Annotated in this window: 14 protein-coding genes; 10 read left to right on the top strand and 4 right to left on the bottom strand. The window is 64.4% G+C overall.

The genetic code is table 11. The annotated features are described in order from the left end of the window. Positions 1 to 197: 197 nt before the first annotated feature. The 5 genes from AA309_RS32085 to AA309_RS15550 all read left to right on the top strand — a co-directional run bounded on the left by AA309_RS32085 (position 198) and on the right by AA309_RS15550 (position 7,061). Positions 198 to 2,078, top strand: coding sequence for a PAS domain-containing sensor histidine kinase (locus tag AA309_RS32085; protein WP_052954750.1), 1,881 nt, complete (start codon positions 198 to 200; stop codon positions 2,076 to 2,078). A gap of 85 nt (positions 2,079 to 2,163) precedes the next feature. Further along, positions 2,164 to 2,799 carry a response regulator gene (locus tag AA309_RS15565; RefSeq protein ID WP_047189925.1) on the top strand — a complete coding sequence of 212 codons (636 nt, stop codon included), beginning with the start codon at positions 2,164 to 2,166 and terminating at the stop codon, positions 2,797 to 2,799. Between the two features lie 237 nt (positions 2,800 to 3,036). Further along, complete coding sequence (locus tag AA309_RS15560; protein WP_047189924.1) at positions 3,037 to 3,930, top strand: helix-turn-helix domain-containing protein; 894 nt, start codon at positions 3,037 to 3,039, stop codon at positions 3,928 to 3,930. A gap of 30 nt (positions 3,931 to 3,960) precedes the next feature. After that, positions 3,961 to 5,691, top strand: coding sequence for an FAD-dependent oxidoreductase (locus AA309_RS15555; RefSeq protein WP_047189923.1), 1,731 nt, complete (start codon positions 3,961 to 3,963; stop codon positions 5,689 to 5,691). A gap of 62 nt (positions 5,692 to 5,753) precedes the next feature. Further along, positions 5,754 to 7,061 (top strand): family 1 glycosylhydrolase, encoded by a 1,308-nt coding sequence (locus AA309_RS15550; protein ID WP_047189922.1) that lies wholly within the window; start codon positions 5,754 to 5,756, stop codon positions 7,059 to 7,061. Between the two features lie 330 nt (positions 7,062 to 7,391). On the opposite strand, the gene AA309_RS35850 is transcribed toward AA309_RS15550, so the two are convergent. The 3 genes from AA309_RS35850 to AA309_RS15540 all read right to left on the bottom strand — a co-directional run bounded on the left by AA309_RS35850 (position 7,392) and on the right by AA309_RS15540 (position 8,660). Beyond that, positions 7,392 to 7,640, bottom strand: coding sequence for a response regulator (locus AA309_RS35850; protein ID WP_200901994.1), 249 nt, complete (start codon positions 7,638 to 7,640; stop codon positions 7,392 to 7,394). 2 nt (positions 7,641 to 7,642) lie between these two features. Continuing rightward, positions 7,643 to 7,990 carry a hypothetical protein gene (locus AA309_RS35845; RefSeq protein ID WP_200901993.1) on the bottom strand — a complete coding sequence of 116 codons (348 nt, stop codon included), beginning with the start codon at positions 7,988 to 7,990 and terminating at the stop codon, positions 7,643 to 7,645. Between the two features lie 73 nt (positions 7,991 to 8,063). Further along, positions 8,064 to 8,660, bottom strand: coding sequence for a TetR/AcrR family transcriptional regulator (locus tag AA309_RS15540; RefSeq protein ID WP_047189921.1), 597 nt, complete (start codon positions 8,658 to 8,660; stop codon positions 8,064 to 8,066). Between the two features lie 76 nt (positions 8,661 to 8,736). On the opposite strand from AA309_RS15540, the gene AA309_RS15535 reads away from it, so the two are divergent. From AA309_RS15535 to AA309_RS15515, 4 genes are all read left to right on the top strand, one after another. Beyond that, positions 8,737 to 9,927: an acetyl-CoA C-acyltransferase gene (locus AA309_RS15535; RefSeq protein ID WP_047189920.1), complete on the top strand. Its 1,191-nt coding sequence runs from the start codon at positions 8,737 to 8,739 to the stop codon at positions 9,925 to 9,927. Between the two features lie 56 nt (positions 9,928 to 9,983). After that, positions 9,984 to 10,802, top strand: coding sequence for an SDR family NAD(P)-dependent oxidoreductase (locus AA309_RS15530; RefSeq protein ID WP_047189919.1), 819 nt, complete (start codon positions 9,984 to 9,986; stop codon positions 10,800 to 10,802). 431 nt (positions 10,803 to 11,233) lie between these two features. Further along, positions 11,234 to 11,845: an alpha/beta hydrolase gene (locus tag AA309_RS15520; protein ID WP_047189917.1), complete on the top strand. Its 612-nt coding sequence runs from the start codon at positions 11,234 to 11,236 to the stop codon at positions 11,843 to 11,845. A gap of 205 nt (positions 11,846 to 12,050) precedes the next feature. Then, positions 12,051 to 12,911 (top strand): EcsC family protein, encoded by an 861-nt coding sequence (locus AA309_RS15515; protein WP_084731281.1) that lies wholly within the window; start codon positions 12,051 to 12,053, stop codon positions 12,909 to 12,911. Positions 12,912 to 13,181: 270 nt separating this feature from the next. On the opposite strand, the gene AA309_RS15510 is transcribed toward AA309_RS15515, so the two are convergent. Beyond that, positions 13,182 to 13,967, bottom strand: coding sequence for a cobalamin-binding protein (locus AA309_RS15510; RefSeq protein ID WP_047189916.1), 786 nt, complete (start codon positions 13,965 to 13,967; stop codon positions 13,182 to 13,184). Positions 13,968 to 14,381: 414 nt separating this feature from the next. Between AA309_RS15510 and AA309_RS15505 the strand changes: the two genes are divergently transcribed. Further along, positions 14,382 to 14,579, top strand: coding sequence for a hypothetical protein (locus tag AA309_RS15505; protein ID WP_047189915.1), 198 nt, complete (start codon positions 14,382 to 14,384; stop codon positions 14,577 to 14,579). Positions 14,580 to 14,598: the final 19 nt, after the last annotated feature.

The raw sequence follows: 14,598 nt of genomic DNA, 5'->3' as shown, positions 1-14,598 counted from the left end.
TGCGGAATTTTGCTGCTCGGGCCGAGAGACCGGAACTTCGATCGCTCCGCTCGCCGACCAAAGGAGCTTTGTCCAGCACTCCGGAGCATTGCCGTTTATTTCCACATAGCCGGTCCGGAAACCACGGAGACAATCCCTCCTCAAAGCCGTACTATTCATAAGGGAATCCGCGTCCGGGATATGGCCGGGAGAAGCTCATGACAGCTCGATTGCGGCGCTTGCAATTCCCTGACACCTTGCTCAAGCAGGCGGGTGAGGTCTGGTTCGAGCATTCCGACGAGAGCCTCTTCATCATCGCGGTCGAGCCGGACCGTTTCGTCTTTGAACTCCTCAATCCAGCCCATGAGAGACGCACGGGCCTCGGGAGCTCTAACGTGTCCGGCAGGACACCGCATGAATGCTTGCCGCCCGCGGTCGCGGATGCAGTGACGGAACATTACCGCTCTTGCGTGGAAGCGGGCGCGGCCATCCGGTACTACGAGACCCTGGACCTGCCCGCTGGGGTCAAGCACTGGCACACCGTTCTCACCCCGGTCCGGGACGACTCCGGGCGGATCTACCGAATCCTCGGGAGCGCCCGCGACGTAACCGTAGAGCACGAGGCACTGAGACGGGAGGAAGATACCCAACGGCTCGTTCAGCAGATGATCGAGGCCTCGCCTGACATCCTTTACGTTCATGATCTGATCACTCACCGCAATGTCTTCATCACCGGGCGGGTACGGGAGATCCTGGGCTGGTCCAGCGACGAGATCGCGGCAATGGATGCGGAGGTCTTGGGCACTCTCATCCATCCTGAGGATCTCCCGGCCGTGAGCGATCACCTCGCACGGCTCAGGGGCCTTTCCGATGAGGCGGTCGCCGAGGTGGAGTACCGAATGCGGCGGCCCGACGGCCGCTATGTCTGGCTTCGCAGCCGGGAAAAGGTCTTCCGGCGCGAGGTCGACGGGTTCGTAACTCGGGTTTTCGGGGCCGCGACCTGCATCCAGCCCTACAAGGAGAGCCAAGCCGAGTTGATCTCCGCCACAGGCCTGCTGCACGCGACCCTTGATTCCCTCACGGCCCAGATCGCGGTCTTGGATGCAGTCGGGCGGATCATTGCCGTGAACCAAGCGTGGCGCCAGTTTGCCGAGCAAAACGCCCTAACCTCATGGGCCAATCCCACCGGAGCCCCTTATCTTGAAGTCTACCGGGCTGGCGCCGAATCCGAAGCCGACTCGGCTGCTGTGGCCGAGGGGATCGAGTCGCTGCTGGCCGGCACCCGATCAGATTTCCGGATGCCGTACATCTGCGGGAGCCGCAGATTCCTGCTGCGGGCGAACCGGTTCGAGCACGAAGGGGCTGTGCATGCGGTGGTGGCCCACGAGGACGTCACGGAACTCGCCAGTGTGCGCCGGGAGCTCGACGCGACAGCAGAACGGCTCCTCAGATCCCAGGAGGAGGAGCGGCGCCGGATCGGGGCGGAGCTGCATGACTCCACGACACAGCACCTTGCGGCTGCGGGGCTTGGCCTCGCTCAAATTCAGCTGTTGGTGCCTAATGATCCAGACCTCGCCGCGGTACTCGAGCGAACAACGGCCTCGCTGGCCGAAGCCCAGCGCGAAATCCGGGCCTTTTCGTACCTGCTCTTTCCGCCCAGCCTTGACCGGGACGGGCTGGCATCAACCTTGCGGCACTTCGTTCAGGGCTTTGCTCGGCGCACCGGCCTGAACCTCGCCTGGAAGGTTGACAATGCAGCGGACGGGGCAGCCCCTCCCGTACAGCGGGCCATTCTCAGGGTCGTTCAGGAGGCCCTCACGAATGTCCACCGCCATGCCCGGGCGACCCGGGTATCCGTGACGATCCAGGTGGATGGGCCGAGCCTGAAGCTCAGGGTTGCCGACAACGGCGTTGGTCTCCCGGGGACCAAGGATGATGCCCTCCCGGAACTGGGGGTTGGCATTCCCGGCATGCGGACCCGGGTACTGCAGTTCGGCGGGAACCTGTCGATCACGAGCGGCCAGCGGGGCACGACGGTGCGGGCCTCGATACCGCTGCACCCGGCGATCGAAGATGGTGCAGGCGATACATGCTTCTGAGGCGGATCTCAGGGTTTACCGCAATGGCGCGGTGGCACCATCAGGCTAATCTGGGCATGACGCCCTCTTTCCGCGAGGTCCCGCCATGACTCGCATCCTCATTGCCGATGACCATGATGTGCTCAGAACCGGGCTGCGTGCCTTGCTCGAGACAAGGCCGGGCTGGAAAGTGGTCGCGGAAGCACGGGACGGCTTGGAGGCTCTCAGGGCCGCCGAGGCGAACAAACCCGATATTTTGGTGCTCGACTACGCCATGCCTGTCATGAACGGGGTCGAGGTTGCCCGACAGCTCCGGGCCCGGCCCCGGCGGCCCGAGATCCTGATCTTCACGATGCACGATGATGATTCAGTTCTCAGGGAGGCGGTGCTGGCGGGGGTGCGCGGCTTTCTCCTCAAGTCGGATGCTCAGGGTCATCTCCTCGAGGCCATCGAGACGCTGGCCCGGCATGAGGCCTACATCTCGGGCCAAGTCTCCGGAACCCTGCTCGATGCGCTTCTCAAGCCCGGGAAGCTACGGGACGGCAGCCCGCTGACGGTTCGGGAACGCATGGTCGTCCAGCTCATCGCGGAGGGTCGAACGAACCGGGAGATCTGCCCGCTTCTGAACGTCGGCATCAAGACGGTCGAGACCCACCGCGCGTCCGCCATGCGCAAGATCGGCGCCACGAGCACGGCCGATATCGTCCGCTACGCCATCCGCCACCACATGGTCGAGGTCTGAGTCGGCGTCTCAGCCTTTCCCTGAGATCGGGCCGGGGTCTTCCCTAATGGTGTCCGAACTATCTTGGGTTCACCATGACGAATCGAAGCACACGTCTCGGGTGCCAAGATGCCGATCGTTCGCTCGATATCTCTTTGTGAAACGGAGTGCTCGTCCGCGACATCCGGTCCTGTTCCGGGCCGGTCACACAGCTGCGCGGGCGGCGATGGAAGGCCAACATCTTCCCAGGAGACCATCATGAGCCTCGATGATGCTGTCGACTTCCGGTTTCACAACCATTTACCCTGCGAGAATTTGCGGCTGGACCACCGGTGGGACGCCCTGGCGGCCGAACACATCGTCATGCTGCGCCCGAAGCCGTACGACTTCAGCCTGCACGGCGGTCGGCACTACCTCGCGCTGCTGAACGCCCATCGCAAGGATGGGGAGACCACCGCGGACGATCTCCCACGCTCCACTCTCAGGGACATCCGGGGCAAGTTGACTTTCGTCCCGGCCGGCTGCCGTCTGCAGGGCTGGTCCCTGCCGGGAACCATGCCGATCGCCTTCACGTCTGCCTATCTCGATCCGGCGATTTGCTCGCACCTGGATGCTGAACAGACCCAGCTCTACCCGATGCTGCATTTCGAGCATCCATTGCTGGCCCAGCTGATGCTGCAGCTCGACCGGATCCTGGCGCAACCGGAAATGTATTCGCGTATATATGTCGAATCATTCGCCATCCTTCTGCTGTCGGAGATCATGGCGTTCCAGGCGAAGTACCCAGCGCAGGGGAGGCGTACAGGGCGGAGCTTTGCGAGGGGAGGGCTCGCGGGCTGGCAACTCAAGGCCGTGTGCGACTATATCGAGGCGAACCTCCACCAGGACGTCTCCCTGGCCGAGCTGGCGGCGATCGCGAGGCTCAGTCCGTACCACTTCTGCCGGGCGTTCAAGGAAGCCCTCAGCGAGCCGCCGCACCGTTACCAGATGAGCCGCCGCATCGAGCGGGCCAAGACATTGCTGGCTGATCCCTCGCTGTCGGTCACCGATGTCGCGGCCGCAGTCGGGTATGGCAGCCTGAGCCAGTTCTCGGCCCTGTTCCGGCAGGTCACCGGCCACTCGCCCAGGGACTACCGGCGGAAGATGATCTAGAGTTTGGCTCAGGAGTGAACGAGGCCCATCATGGCTGCCGCAGGACCTTCGGTCGTCGAAACGCGCCGGGAGCAGGCGTTTCCCACCCTTGAACAGGCCGAGATCGATCGATTGCGCCGGTTTGGCGAGGTCCGCCGCTACCAGTCCGGCGAGACCCTGGTTCGGATCGGCGAGGTCGGGCGGGGCCTCGCGGTGGTTCTGGCCGGTCGGGTGGAGATCACTCAGAACAACTCTGGAAAGCGTGAGCTGATCACGACGTATGAGGCTGGGGCGTTCATGGGCGAGATCGCCCAGCTCTCGGGCCGGCCCGCCCTGGCGGAGGCCACGGCCATCGAGCCGGTGGAGGCCCTGATCATCCCACCCGAGAAGCTCAGGGCCGTGCTGATCGCGGAAGCGGAACTCGGCGAGCGGATCATGCGGGCGCTGATCCTGCGCCGCATGGGGCTGCTCGAACGGGGCACCGGAGGGCCGGTGATCGTCGGCCCCGGGGACCACGGCGACGTGCTGCGGCTGGACGGCTTCCTATCCCGCAGCGGTCACCCTCACCAGAGCCTGGATCCAGGCGGCGATCCGGAGGCGCGGGCGCTCGTCGAGCGGTTCGGCGTCGATCCCGGCGAACTGCCGATCGTTCTGTGTCCGGACGGACGGCTGCTGCGCAACCCGAGCGAGGACGAGTTAGCCCGTTGCCTCGGCATGGTAGGCGCACTCGATCCGGACCGGGTCTATGATGTTGCCGTCATAGGCGCGGGACCCGCGGGCCTCGCCACCGCGGTGTATGCCGCCTCGGAAGGGCTCTCGGTCCTGGTACTCGACTGCCACGCCTTTGGCGGCCAAGCCGGCGCCTCCATGCGGATAGAGAACTATCTCGGGTTCCCAACCGGCATCACCGGCATGGCCCTGATGGCCCGCGCCTATGTCCAGGCACAGAAGTTCGGAGCCGAGATGGCGATGCCAGACGAGGCCGTCGGCATCGAGGGTGAAGGTACCTCGGGTGGCGGCCCTTACGTGGTAAGCCTGCTCAATAACGAACGTGTTCGTGCCCGGTCGGTCGTGATCGCCACGGGCGCCCGTTACCGGCGGCTCGAGGTGCCGGACCTGGAGCGGTTCGAAGGCTCGTGCGTGCATTATTGGGCGTCGCCCCTGGAAGGAAGACTGTGTGGCGGGCAGGAGGTTGCCGTCGTCGGCGCCGGCAATTCGGCTGGCCAGGCAGCGGTCTATCTTGCCAGCCGGGCGGCGAAGGTCTGGCTGCTGGTGCGGGGGCGGGATCTTGGGGCCAGCATGTCGCGCTATCTCATCAACCGGATCGAAGGTCTCGCCAATGTGGAGATCATCACCCAAGCCCAGGTCACCGGCCTTGAGGGGCAGAACCACCTGGAGGCGGTCCGTTGGCACCTGGCATCGGGCGAAGAGGTTCGCCAGCCAATGCGGCACCTGTTCCTGTTCATCGGTGCCTCGCCCAACACGAAATGGCTGGACCCGGCGCGTGTGGCGCTGGACCCGAAAGGCTTTGTTCTGACCGGGAGCGATGTGGCCGCTGGCCGACGGCTTCTCGAGACGAGCCTTGATGGCGTCTTCGCTATCGGGGACGTCCGTGCCGGCTCGGTAAAGCGTGTGGCCGCGGCGGTGGGCGAGGGGGCGCAGGTGGTGGCCCAACTCCACTCGTTTCTAGCGAAGGACACAGTGCTGGCGGGAGCCCGCGGCGAGACCCCACAGCCGGCATCGGCAGTTTCCGCAAGATCCGACAAGTCTCCGCAATTCTAAGACAGTCTCAATCTGGGCGTCCCTGGGCACAGGGCTCATGATGACGCCCTGGGAGGTCCACCATGACAGCTTCCACATTTCTGTTCGCGACCGGGATCGAGAACAGCTATCCCACCATCAACGGCGGCCGGACCCGCATCGACGAGATGGAGAAGTGCGGCCACTACACCCTCTGGAAAACCGACTTCGACCTCCTCGATGAGATCGGCAGCCGCTATCTCCGCTACGGTCCGCCCATCCACACGACATGGCTCGGACCGGGACGCTACGACTGGGACTTCTCGGATCTCACCTTTGGCGAACTCAATCGTCGCAATGTCGTGCCGATCGTCGACCTGTGCCATTTCGGGGTTCCCGACTGGATCGGCGACTTCCAGAACCCTGACTTTCCCGAGCTCTTTGCCGGGTATGCGCAGGCTTTTGCCGAGCGCTTTCCCTGGGTTCAGCTCTACACGCCAGTCAACGAGATGTTCGTCTGCGCCGCGTTCTCAGCGGCCTATGGCTGGTGGAACGAGCAGCTTGCGAGCGACCAGGCCTTCGTCACCGCCCTCAAGCACATCGTCAAGGCCAATGTGCTGGCCATGGGGATGATCCTCGACGTCCGCGCCGACGCCATCTTCATCCAGAGCGAGTCCTCGGAGCACTTCCACCCCGACTGCCCGAATGCGATCCCGTTCGCCGAGTTCTACAACGCCCGCCGCTTTCTTCCGCTCGACCTCAACTACAGCCGGCGAGTGGACTCGGACATGTTCATCTATCTCATGGACAATGGGATGAGCCGGGAAGAATACGAGTTCTTCATGCGGGCCAATCTCAAGCGCCACTGCATCATGGGCAACGACTACTACGTGACCAACGAGCATCTCGTCTCCGCCAACGGACATTCCAGCGCCTCCGACGAGGTCTTCGGCTATGCCGAGATCACCCGACAGTACCACGACCGCTACAGGCTGCCGGTCATGCACACGGAGACGAACGTCAAAGAAGGCCCAAGTGGTGACGAGGCGGTCAAGTGGCTCTGGAAGGAGTGGTCCAACGTCCTGCGCGTGCGCAATTCCGGCGTTCCGATGATTGGCTTCACGTGGTACTCGCTCACCGATCAGGTCGACTGGGACACCGCCCTGCGGGAGGAGAACGGCACCGTCAACCCGCTCGGCCTGTATGATCTGGACCGCAACATCCGGGCGGTCGGGCGGAGTTACCGGCAGCTGATCCACGACTGGTGCCAGGTCCTGCCGGCCCAGAGCATCTGTCTGCAGCTGCCGATCACGGAGCCACGGGACTTCGACGAGCCGTTCGCTCGACGTGCGCGGACGTCCATGAAGTGGATCTGCGAGAGAACACCGAGCGAGCCCCTCATGCCCAGCTAGCGTCAATGGCAGTCGCAACACAGGTGGAGTGAGCGCTGCATCGCCGCCGTGATGCTGCTCACGGCTACGGCTCGATACCATTGATGATAGCCTCGAAATGATCTTGGATAACCTTCCTTGAAGGACGATCTCTCAACGATCACCGCTCCGTCCATTCTAAAGGATGCGTTGGCGGAAGAAACCACCGGCGAATAATGCATCGTAGTATGGGTCTTTCCTCGTAACGAGGCTGGAAGACTTCAACTGAGGGCATTGTAAGCCAAGCTTTGCACATTCCGCCGCTGAGCCGCACGGGGCTGCGACTGGCGAGCCGCGCGGCTCGGAATCGGTCTATCGTGCGAAGTCTGTGAGCTTGCGCAGTTGTTCAAGGAGATGGCCCTTTCGCAACGGCTTGTCGAACACGACCGCGAAGAGTTCGTGATGATCCCGGGCAATTGTCCCCTGCGCTCCGCTCATCAGCACGATCGGCAGATCGCGGTACTCTGGTGTCGCCTTGAGGGCCTGCGCCAGCTCAAGGCCTGTCATCAGAGGCATCATGAAGTCCGTGATCACCAGCGACGGGCGCTCTGCCTGGATCATCGCTAAGGCTTGGCCGCCATGTGGCGCCTGCGCAACCTCTTACCTTTATCCTCCAGCAGGCATATGACCATCGAGGCGACGAGGAGCTCATCATCGACTGCCGGGACCTTTGTCAGAATGCCGGGGCCTCGTTCGACATCTGATCTTACGAGCGGGGGCGGTGGAATGAGCCACGAGCACTTCGCCAGGTTCTGCAACATCGTCAGCAACCTGCTGTTGCTGAGGCCGACAGAGTTGCGGGCGACGCTCAATCGGATCCTGGCCGTCTCGAGATTGACGATAAGGCATTCGATCCGCGCCTCTACACCATAGGCTTCGATCAGACTGATCGGCGCCTGGACGAACATCATAACCATGTTCGGCAAGGCGAGGCGGAGCAGAATAGGTCCGACAGGGCCTTCAGCCGACGCGTCCGGGAGTCCGCTACGCTGCCTGACGGGCGAGGCGCAGAGCAGCATCCCGGCCGGATTGCAGGATTGCTTCAGAAAGGGCCTGATCCGTCGTAATACGGGCGAGCTGCAGCGTCCCGATCATCAGGGCGAATATCGCATAGGCCGTTTCACGCGCCTTCCCCTCCGGCACGGTTGGAGGCAATTCGGATCCGATGATCGCAGCCATTTCGTCCACCGCATGAGCCATGACATCGCGGGTGTCAGGATCGTTGCGGGCGACCTCGGGCGCAAGAGCCGCGACGGAGCAGCCTGCCTCCGGCCGGTCGCGGTGGGTAGGCCGCAGATACCGCCGCACAATGGCCTCAAGCCCGTCCTCGCCGCGCTCCCGGGCGGCTTTCGCTTCCTTCGCCCAGATCTCGCGGCTGTGCGCGTGAGCTTCGGCAAGAGCCTCGCGGACGAGATCGTCCTTCGATTTGAAATGGGCGTAGAAGCCGCCGTGGGTGAGACCCGCGTCGGCCATCAGGCCGGCCACGCCGGTGCCCTCAATGCCGTTGGCTCGGAACCGCGCGGCGGCCACATCCACCACCCGCTTGTGCGTCTGCTCCTTGTGGCCCTTCCCGTAACGCATGCTTTGCCTCCACCGGCCTGACCTTTACATGATGTCTATCATATTATATGTCAACCATCATATGAAGGAGACTCCCATGGCGTCGTACGATCCGGTTGTCATCGTTTCCGCTGTCCGCACTGCGCTCGGACGGTTCCAGGGCGGCCTTTCCGGCGTCAGCGCCCCGGCTCTCGGCAGTCATGTCATTCGCGCGGCGCTGGAGCGTGCCGGTCTCGAAGGCGCGAAAGTGAACGAGGTTCTCATGGGCTGCGTCTTGCCGGCGGGGCAGGGGCAGGCGCCTGCCCGGCAGGCAGCTCGCGGAGCGGGTCTGCCCGACGCGGTCGGCGCAACGACGATCAACAAGGTGTGCGGCTCCGGCATGAAGGCCACCATGCTGGCCCATGATCTGATCCTGGCCGGTTCGGCCGAGATCGCAGTCTCTGGCGGCATGGAGTCCATGTCGAACGCGCCGTACCTCCTCGCGAAGGCGCGTGGCGGCTACCGGGTCGGTCACGACCGGCTCATCGACCACATGATGCTGGACGGCCTGGAGGACGCCTACGAGGGTGGACGGCCGATGGGCGACTTCGGCGAGGCGACGGCCGGTGCGTACCGGTTCAGCCGGGCCGATCAGGACGACTACGCCGTCGAGACGCTCACCCGTGCCCGCAAGGCGGTCGAGGAGGGTGAATTCGCCAACGAGATCGCTCCCGTTCTCATTGCGGGCAGGAACGGGGCGACAGTCGTTGATATGGACGAGAACCCTCTCAAGGTCTCGCCGGAGAAGATTCCCTCTCTCAGGCCTGCCTTTCGGCCAGACGGTACCATCACGGCGGCAAGTTCCTCTGCCAACGCGGACGGCGCTGCGGCGCTCCTCCTCATGCGTCGCTCCGTAGCGGAGCGCGAGGGTGTGCAGATCCTGGCCGAGATCAAGGGGCATGCCACCCACTCCCAGGATCCCGCCTGGTTCACCACGGCGCCGATCCCGGCAATCCGCAAACTCCTGGACAAGGTGGGCTGGAGCGTAGGGGACGTGGACCTGTTCGAGATCAACGAGGCCTTTGCGGTCGTCGCCATGGCGGCGCAGCAGGACCTCGGCATCCCCCGTGACGTGCTCAATGTGAACGGCGGCGCCTGCGCACTGGGGCATCCTATCGGCGCGACCGGCGCCCGTCTCATTGTCACCCTGCTGCATGCGCTGGAGCGCCGGGGATTGTCCCGCGGGGTCGCCTCCCTGTGCATCGGCGGCGGCGAGGCCACGGCCATCGCCGTCGAGCGCCCGGCCTGAGCGGCCGGCTCATCTACCTGGCTGCATGCCCTCCTACATCGAAGGAACGAGAACATATGAGCCGTGGACAAGGAACGGCGCTGATCACCGGCGCCTCGGCCGGCATCGGGGCGGTCTATGCGGACCGTCTCGCCCGGCGTGGACACAACTTGGTCCTCGTCGCCCGTAACGAGGCGAAGCTCAATGCCCTTGCCGCCCGGCTGACGGTTGAGACCGGCGTTACCATCGAAGTGCTGCGGGCCGACCTCACTGATGAGGCCGACACCAGCAGGGTGGAGGCGCGGCTTCAGGCCGACGACATCACCATGCTGGTCAACAACGCTGGCGTTGCGGTGGCCGGGCCGACGATCGAGATGGATCCTGAGCGCCTTGAGGCGATGATCCGGCTCAACGTGGTGGTGGCGACGCGTCTCGCGCGGGCCGTCGCGCCTGGTCTGGCGCAGCGCGGCAAAGGCGACATCATCAACATCGCCTCGGTTGTTGCCCTCAGGGGCGACCAGCCGGCCATTAGCGTCGGCTATGGCGCCAGCAAGGCTTACGTCCTTGCTCTCAGTGAAGGCCTCGACAGCGAACTCGCCCCCTACAGTGTCCGCGTGCAGGCGGTACTGCCCGGAGCGACGCGTACCGACCTGTGGGAGAAGGGTGGGCTCGATATCAACGCCCTTCCTCAGGAGATCGTCATGGAGACCGGCGATATGGTTGATGCGGCGCTTGCTGGGCTCGACCAGGGTGAGCGTGTCACAATCCCGGCACTACCGGATAACGCCGACTGGAGCGCCTTCAAGGTGGCGCGGGCGGTACTTCACCCGAACCTGTCTCATCGCCAACCGGCCCGACGCTACCGCCGGAACTCCGAAGGACCCTCGGTGCCCTGAGCTCCATAATCCCGTGCGGAAGCGGCCAAATCGCTCCCTGGCAGGCTTGAGGCTGCGACCGATGCATCCTGTATCCTGGGCGCTTGATAAGCGCCCGCTACGCAGCTGATCAACGGCATCGGAACATCGGATAGGTTCCATCTTGGTCAGCTTCGATCTGCAAATCGGACGTTTGGTGATCATCAGCGATGACGGACCGGTCTTGCCACCGTCTATCCGGCTCGCTCCAGCCTCTGCGCCATCGCTTGGCCGGATGCTGGGTTGCCCCACTTCCATGAGCCGAACCGTCCGCCATCGAGGCCGTCGTGGCGAAGGTCGCCTGATCCTGCTTCCTCGACCCGCCCTGCGTGGACTTGAGCCCTTGAGGCGGGCGTTCCCGATCCCAGCCCGGAGGGCCGCGAAGCCCCTCCAGGAGATCCGCCGTGACCACCATGACTGGACTGTCCTTCATCCACCGCTTCAAGCCAGCTTCCGAGTCCGAGCGGCCGCCGCTCCTGCTGCTGCACGGCACTGGCGGTAACGAGGACGACCTGCTGCCGCTCGGGCGCATGCTCTCCCCGAACTCCGCTCATGTGTCGCCGCGCGGCAAGGTGCTGGAAGGCGGCATGCCACGCTTCTTCCGCCGCCTGGCGGACGGCGTCTTCGACGAGGATGACGTGAGCTGCCGCGCCCATGAGCTGGCCGATTTCATCGCCGAAGCGCGCGAGGCCTATGGCCTGGCCGCGCCCGTGGCGGTGGGCTTCTCGAACGGCGCCAACATCGCCGCGGCCGTGCTCCAGCTGCGGCCGCAGGCGCTGTCCGGGGCGGTTTTGATCCGGGCGATGGTGCCGCTGCAGGAGCCGCCTTCCGTTGACTTGGCGGAGAAACCGGTCCTCATCCTCTCGGGCGCCTACGACCCCGTCGTGCCGGCCGACAACGCCAAACGCCTCGCTTCCCTGCTGCGGAGTGCCGGGGCGGCGGTGCAGCATCAGATGCTCCCGGCCGGGCACGGCCTGTCCCAGGCCGATGCGGGCCTCGCGAAGGCCTGGATCCAGGGTCTCTGATCATCCCGGCAGCGCGGGTCTGGAGGGTGCGCCCCGCCCAGGAAGGACATCCGGTCTATCTACGGCCTGCAAGTGCGGCTCATGTGCCCGCTGGCCTGTTGCCGGATGCGAGTGCGTGTTCCGCAGGCTATATGACAGCGACTTGCCGGCCGCGATGCTTTAGGTCAGGACTGTCAGCGACGGCTCCGGATCCCAGATAGATTACATGAGCCAGGAACTTCACCGTCAGGAGCCGATCGCGGCGTCCACCGGCCGCGCCGCGCCACCAGAGATCGCTCTCTCCGAGGAGGATCGCGAAGCCTTGCGGCAGGCCGTCCTCGCGCTTGAGGGGCCGAGCTACGTGGCCCGTCTGTCGGCTCTCGCGGGGCGGCCGATCGAGCTGCTTGGGCAGGCTCTTCCCCAGGTGGCGTCCAACATGATCTCGAAGGCAACGCAGGCGGCGCTCACCCGCGCGCTTCGGTATGCGCTCCGGACGATCCCGAATGAGGGCAGCGATCCCGAAACCCGCGTCCACAAGATGCTCGCGATCCTGTCGGGTGCCATGGGTGGCGCGCTGGGAGCGTCGGCGGTCCTGGTGGAGCTCCCGATCTCGACCACGATTATGCTGCGGTCTATTGCCCGGATCGCCCGGAGCGAGGGCGAGGATCTTCAGGATTCCGAAACGGCATTGGCCTGTCTCCAGGTCTTCGCCCTGGGCGGGCGCACCGGCTCCGACAACCTGCACGAGGCCGGCTACTTCGCCGTGCGAGCCGCGATGGCGAAGTCCGTCACCCGCGCCCTGCAGCAGATAGCCGGGCGCGGTGTTGTCGACGAGAGTGCGTCGGCCATCGTGCGCCTGCTGGCCCAGATCGGATCCCGCTTCGGCGTGGTGGTCTCGCAGAAGGTCGCCGCCCAAGCCATACCAGTGCTCGGGGCGATCGGCGGCGCGGCCGTCAACGCCGCCTTCGTCGATCACTTTCAGACACTGGCCCGGGGGCACTTCACCGTGCGCCGTCTGGAGCGGACCTATGGCAAGGGAACCATTCGGCGGGAGTACGAGCTTATACGATCGTCGGAAGGACTGTGATCACTCGATCATTCGCCTATTCTGCACGGGCAATCCCTATGGCCGCAATCGGCACGGGGCCGACCTAAACCGAACTTCCGGAAGACTGAGCTGAAGGTCTCCAATCGGCCATTGTCGGTCGTTTGTCTTGCGACGGCTCGAGGCCCGACTCCGGACCTTGGTTCGTGGCGGTCGGTCAGAACACGAGATTGTCGCCAACGCGTCAGCCTTTCAGGTATCGCGCCACGCTCAAGCGTCCGGCACTCTCGGGCGATCGCCCAAGGACCAAGTTCATCTCCTTCCGGCGAGAGCCGCCACGATGGCATCGAGCCCGTCCGTCAGGGCGGCTGGCCCAGGCTGGAGGATCAGGGGCGACTTGATCTCGATGATGCGTCCGTTCCGTACCGCAGGGATCCCGTCCCAGCCGGGCCTTTGGCGGATCCGGTCCGGCACAACCTTCTTCCCGCACCAAGACGCGAGGATGACGTCTGGCGCCGCTGCGATCACCGCCTCCGGGGTGACGATGCGGTCCCTGGCTGCCTGAGCATTCCGGAGCTCCGTGAAGACATCGTCGCCGCCCGCGATCCCAATCAGTTCGGAGACCCATCCGATCCCGCTGATCAGCGGATCGTCCCATTCCTCGAAATAGACCCGTGGCCTCGGGCCGTCGGCGAGCTGTTCCGAGATCGTGCGGATCCGCTCCTCGTAGTGTTGCGTCAGAGCCTCGGCCTTGTCGGGAACGCCGACGAGGGCGCCCAGAGTGCGGATCATCGCCAGGATGCCCGCCACGCCTCGCTGGTTGAAGGCATGCACGGCAATGCCGGCGCGGATCAGATCGGCTGCGATCTCCGCCTGGAGATCGGAGAAGGTGAGAACAAGGTCAGGCCCGAGCGCGAGGATGGCCGGGATGTCGGCCGAGGTGAAGGCCGAGACCCGGGGCTTTTCCCGCCGGACCTGCGGCGGCCGCACGGCGTAGCCGGAGACGCCCACGATGCGATCCTGCTGGCCCAGCAGGTAGAGGGTCTCGACTGTCTCCTCCGTGAGGCAGACGATCCGGGATGGCGGAAAGCGATTCACTCGACCTCCTCAGGAGCAAGGGAACAGCAGGCGGATAGCTGGCGCGGTCGATCTTAAAGCTATGCTCAAAGCGGAGCCATCACCTCGCATCCATCACCCGGAATAATGTGCACAGCTCTCTTCCACACAGACTGAACGATGGGAGCTGTCACCTTCAGACATATCTCCGAAGTCCGCTTATGGAATTTATGTGGAGGTCCGACGGGGCAGCAACACGGCTTGCATATGACTTGCATATGACACGATCCCATAGAAGGACCGCATCCCATAAGGCCCGTTAGTGCAATTGCGCAGCCTCGCTTGAACAAGACCGGACCTGATCCGTTGGCCTGTATCACCAGCCGATCCGAACCCATAGGCGCTGGTGGCTGAGAGAGACGTGCGCTCCCGCCTGCGAAGCCGAGGAGCGCCATCATGGCGAATGCTCCGAAGACACCGGTGACGCGCGCCGAGTATGACGCACAGGTCATCCAGAACTCCCGTGAGGTGCTGGCGCAGTCATACCGGGTGCTCAGGGAAACCGATGCCCTTGTGGCATCACAGCACCCGCGACCTGCCGAGCCAAGCCCGAACCCGAAGCCCTTCAGGAAGGGCAAACAGCTGTACGGCTGAGGCTTGTTGCCATTCCAAG

This window comes from Microvirga vignae (assembly GCF_001017175.1).
Taxonomy (GTDB): Bacteria; Pseudomonadota; Alphaproteobacteria; order Rhizobiales; family Beijerinckiaceae; genus Microvirga; species Microvirga vignae.
This window is presented reverse-complemented; position numbering and strand designations above follow the sequence as displayed.

What these genes read in the sequence shown, in the direction of transcription:
- AA309_RS15560 (WP_047189924.1), top strand. Translation starts at nt 3,037, where the DNA reads ATGAGCCTCGATGATGCTGTCGACTTCCGGTTTCACAACCATTTACCC.
- AA309_RS15530 (WP_047189919.1), top strand. Translation starts at nt 9,984, where the DNA reads ATGAGCCGTGGACAAGGAACGGCGCTGATCACCGGCGCCTCGGCCGGC.
- AA309_RS15565 (WP_047189925.1), top strand. Translation starts at nt 2,164, where the DNA reads ATGACTCGCATCCTCATTGCCGATGACCATGATGTGCTCAGAACCGGG.
- AA309_RS15535 (WP_047189920.1), top strand. Translation starts at nt 8,737, where the DNA reads ATGGCGTCGTACGATCCGGTTGTCATCGTTTCCGCTGTCCGCACTGCG.
- AA309_RS15550 (WP_047189922.1), top strand. Translation starts at nt 5,754, where the DNA reads ATGACAGCTTCCACATTTCTGTTCGCGACCGGGATCGAGAACAGCTAT.
- AA309_RS15540 (WP_047189921.1), bottom strand. Translation starts at nt 8,660, where the DNA reads ATGCGTTACGGGAAGGGCCACAAGGAGCAGACGCACAAGCGGGTGGTG.
- AA309_RS35850 (WP_200901994.1), bottom strand. Translation starts at nt 7,640, where the DNA reads ATGATCCAGGCAGAGCGCCCGTCGCTGGTGATCACGGACTTCATGATG.
- AA309_RS32085 (WP_052954750.1), top strand. Translation starts at nt 198, where the DNA reads ATGACAGCTCGATTGCGGCGCTTGCAATTCCCTGACACCTTGCTCAAG.
- AA309_RS15505 (WP_047189915.1), top strand. Translation starts at nt 14,382, where the DNA reads ATGGCGAATGCTCCGAAGACACCGGTGACGCGCGCCGAGTATGACGCA.
- AA309_RS15520 (WP_047189917.1), top strand. Translation starts at nt 11,234, where the DNA reads ATGACTGGACTGTCCTTCATCCACCGCTTCAAGCCAGCTTCCGAGTCC.
- AA309_RS15555 (WP_047189923.1), top strand. Translation starts at nt 3,961, where the DNA reads ATGGCTGCCGCAGGACCTTCGGTCGTCGAAACGCGCCGGGAGCAGGCG.
- AA309_RS35845 (WP_200901993.1), bottom strand. Translation starts at nt 7,990, where the DNA reads ATGATGTTCGTCCAGGCGCCGATCAGTCTGATCGAAGCCTATGGTGTA.
- AA309_RS15515 (WP_084731281.1), top strand. Translation starts at nt 12,051, where the DNA reads ATGAGCCAGGAACTTCACCGTCAGGAGCCGATCGCGGCGTCCACCGGC.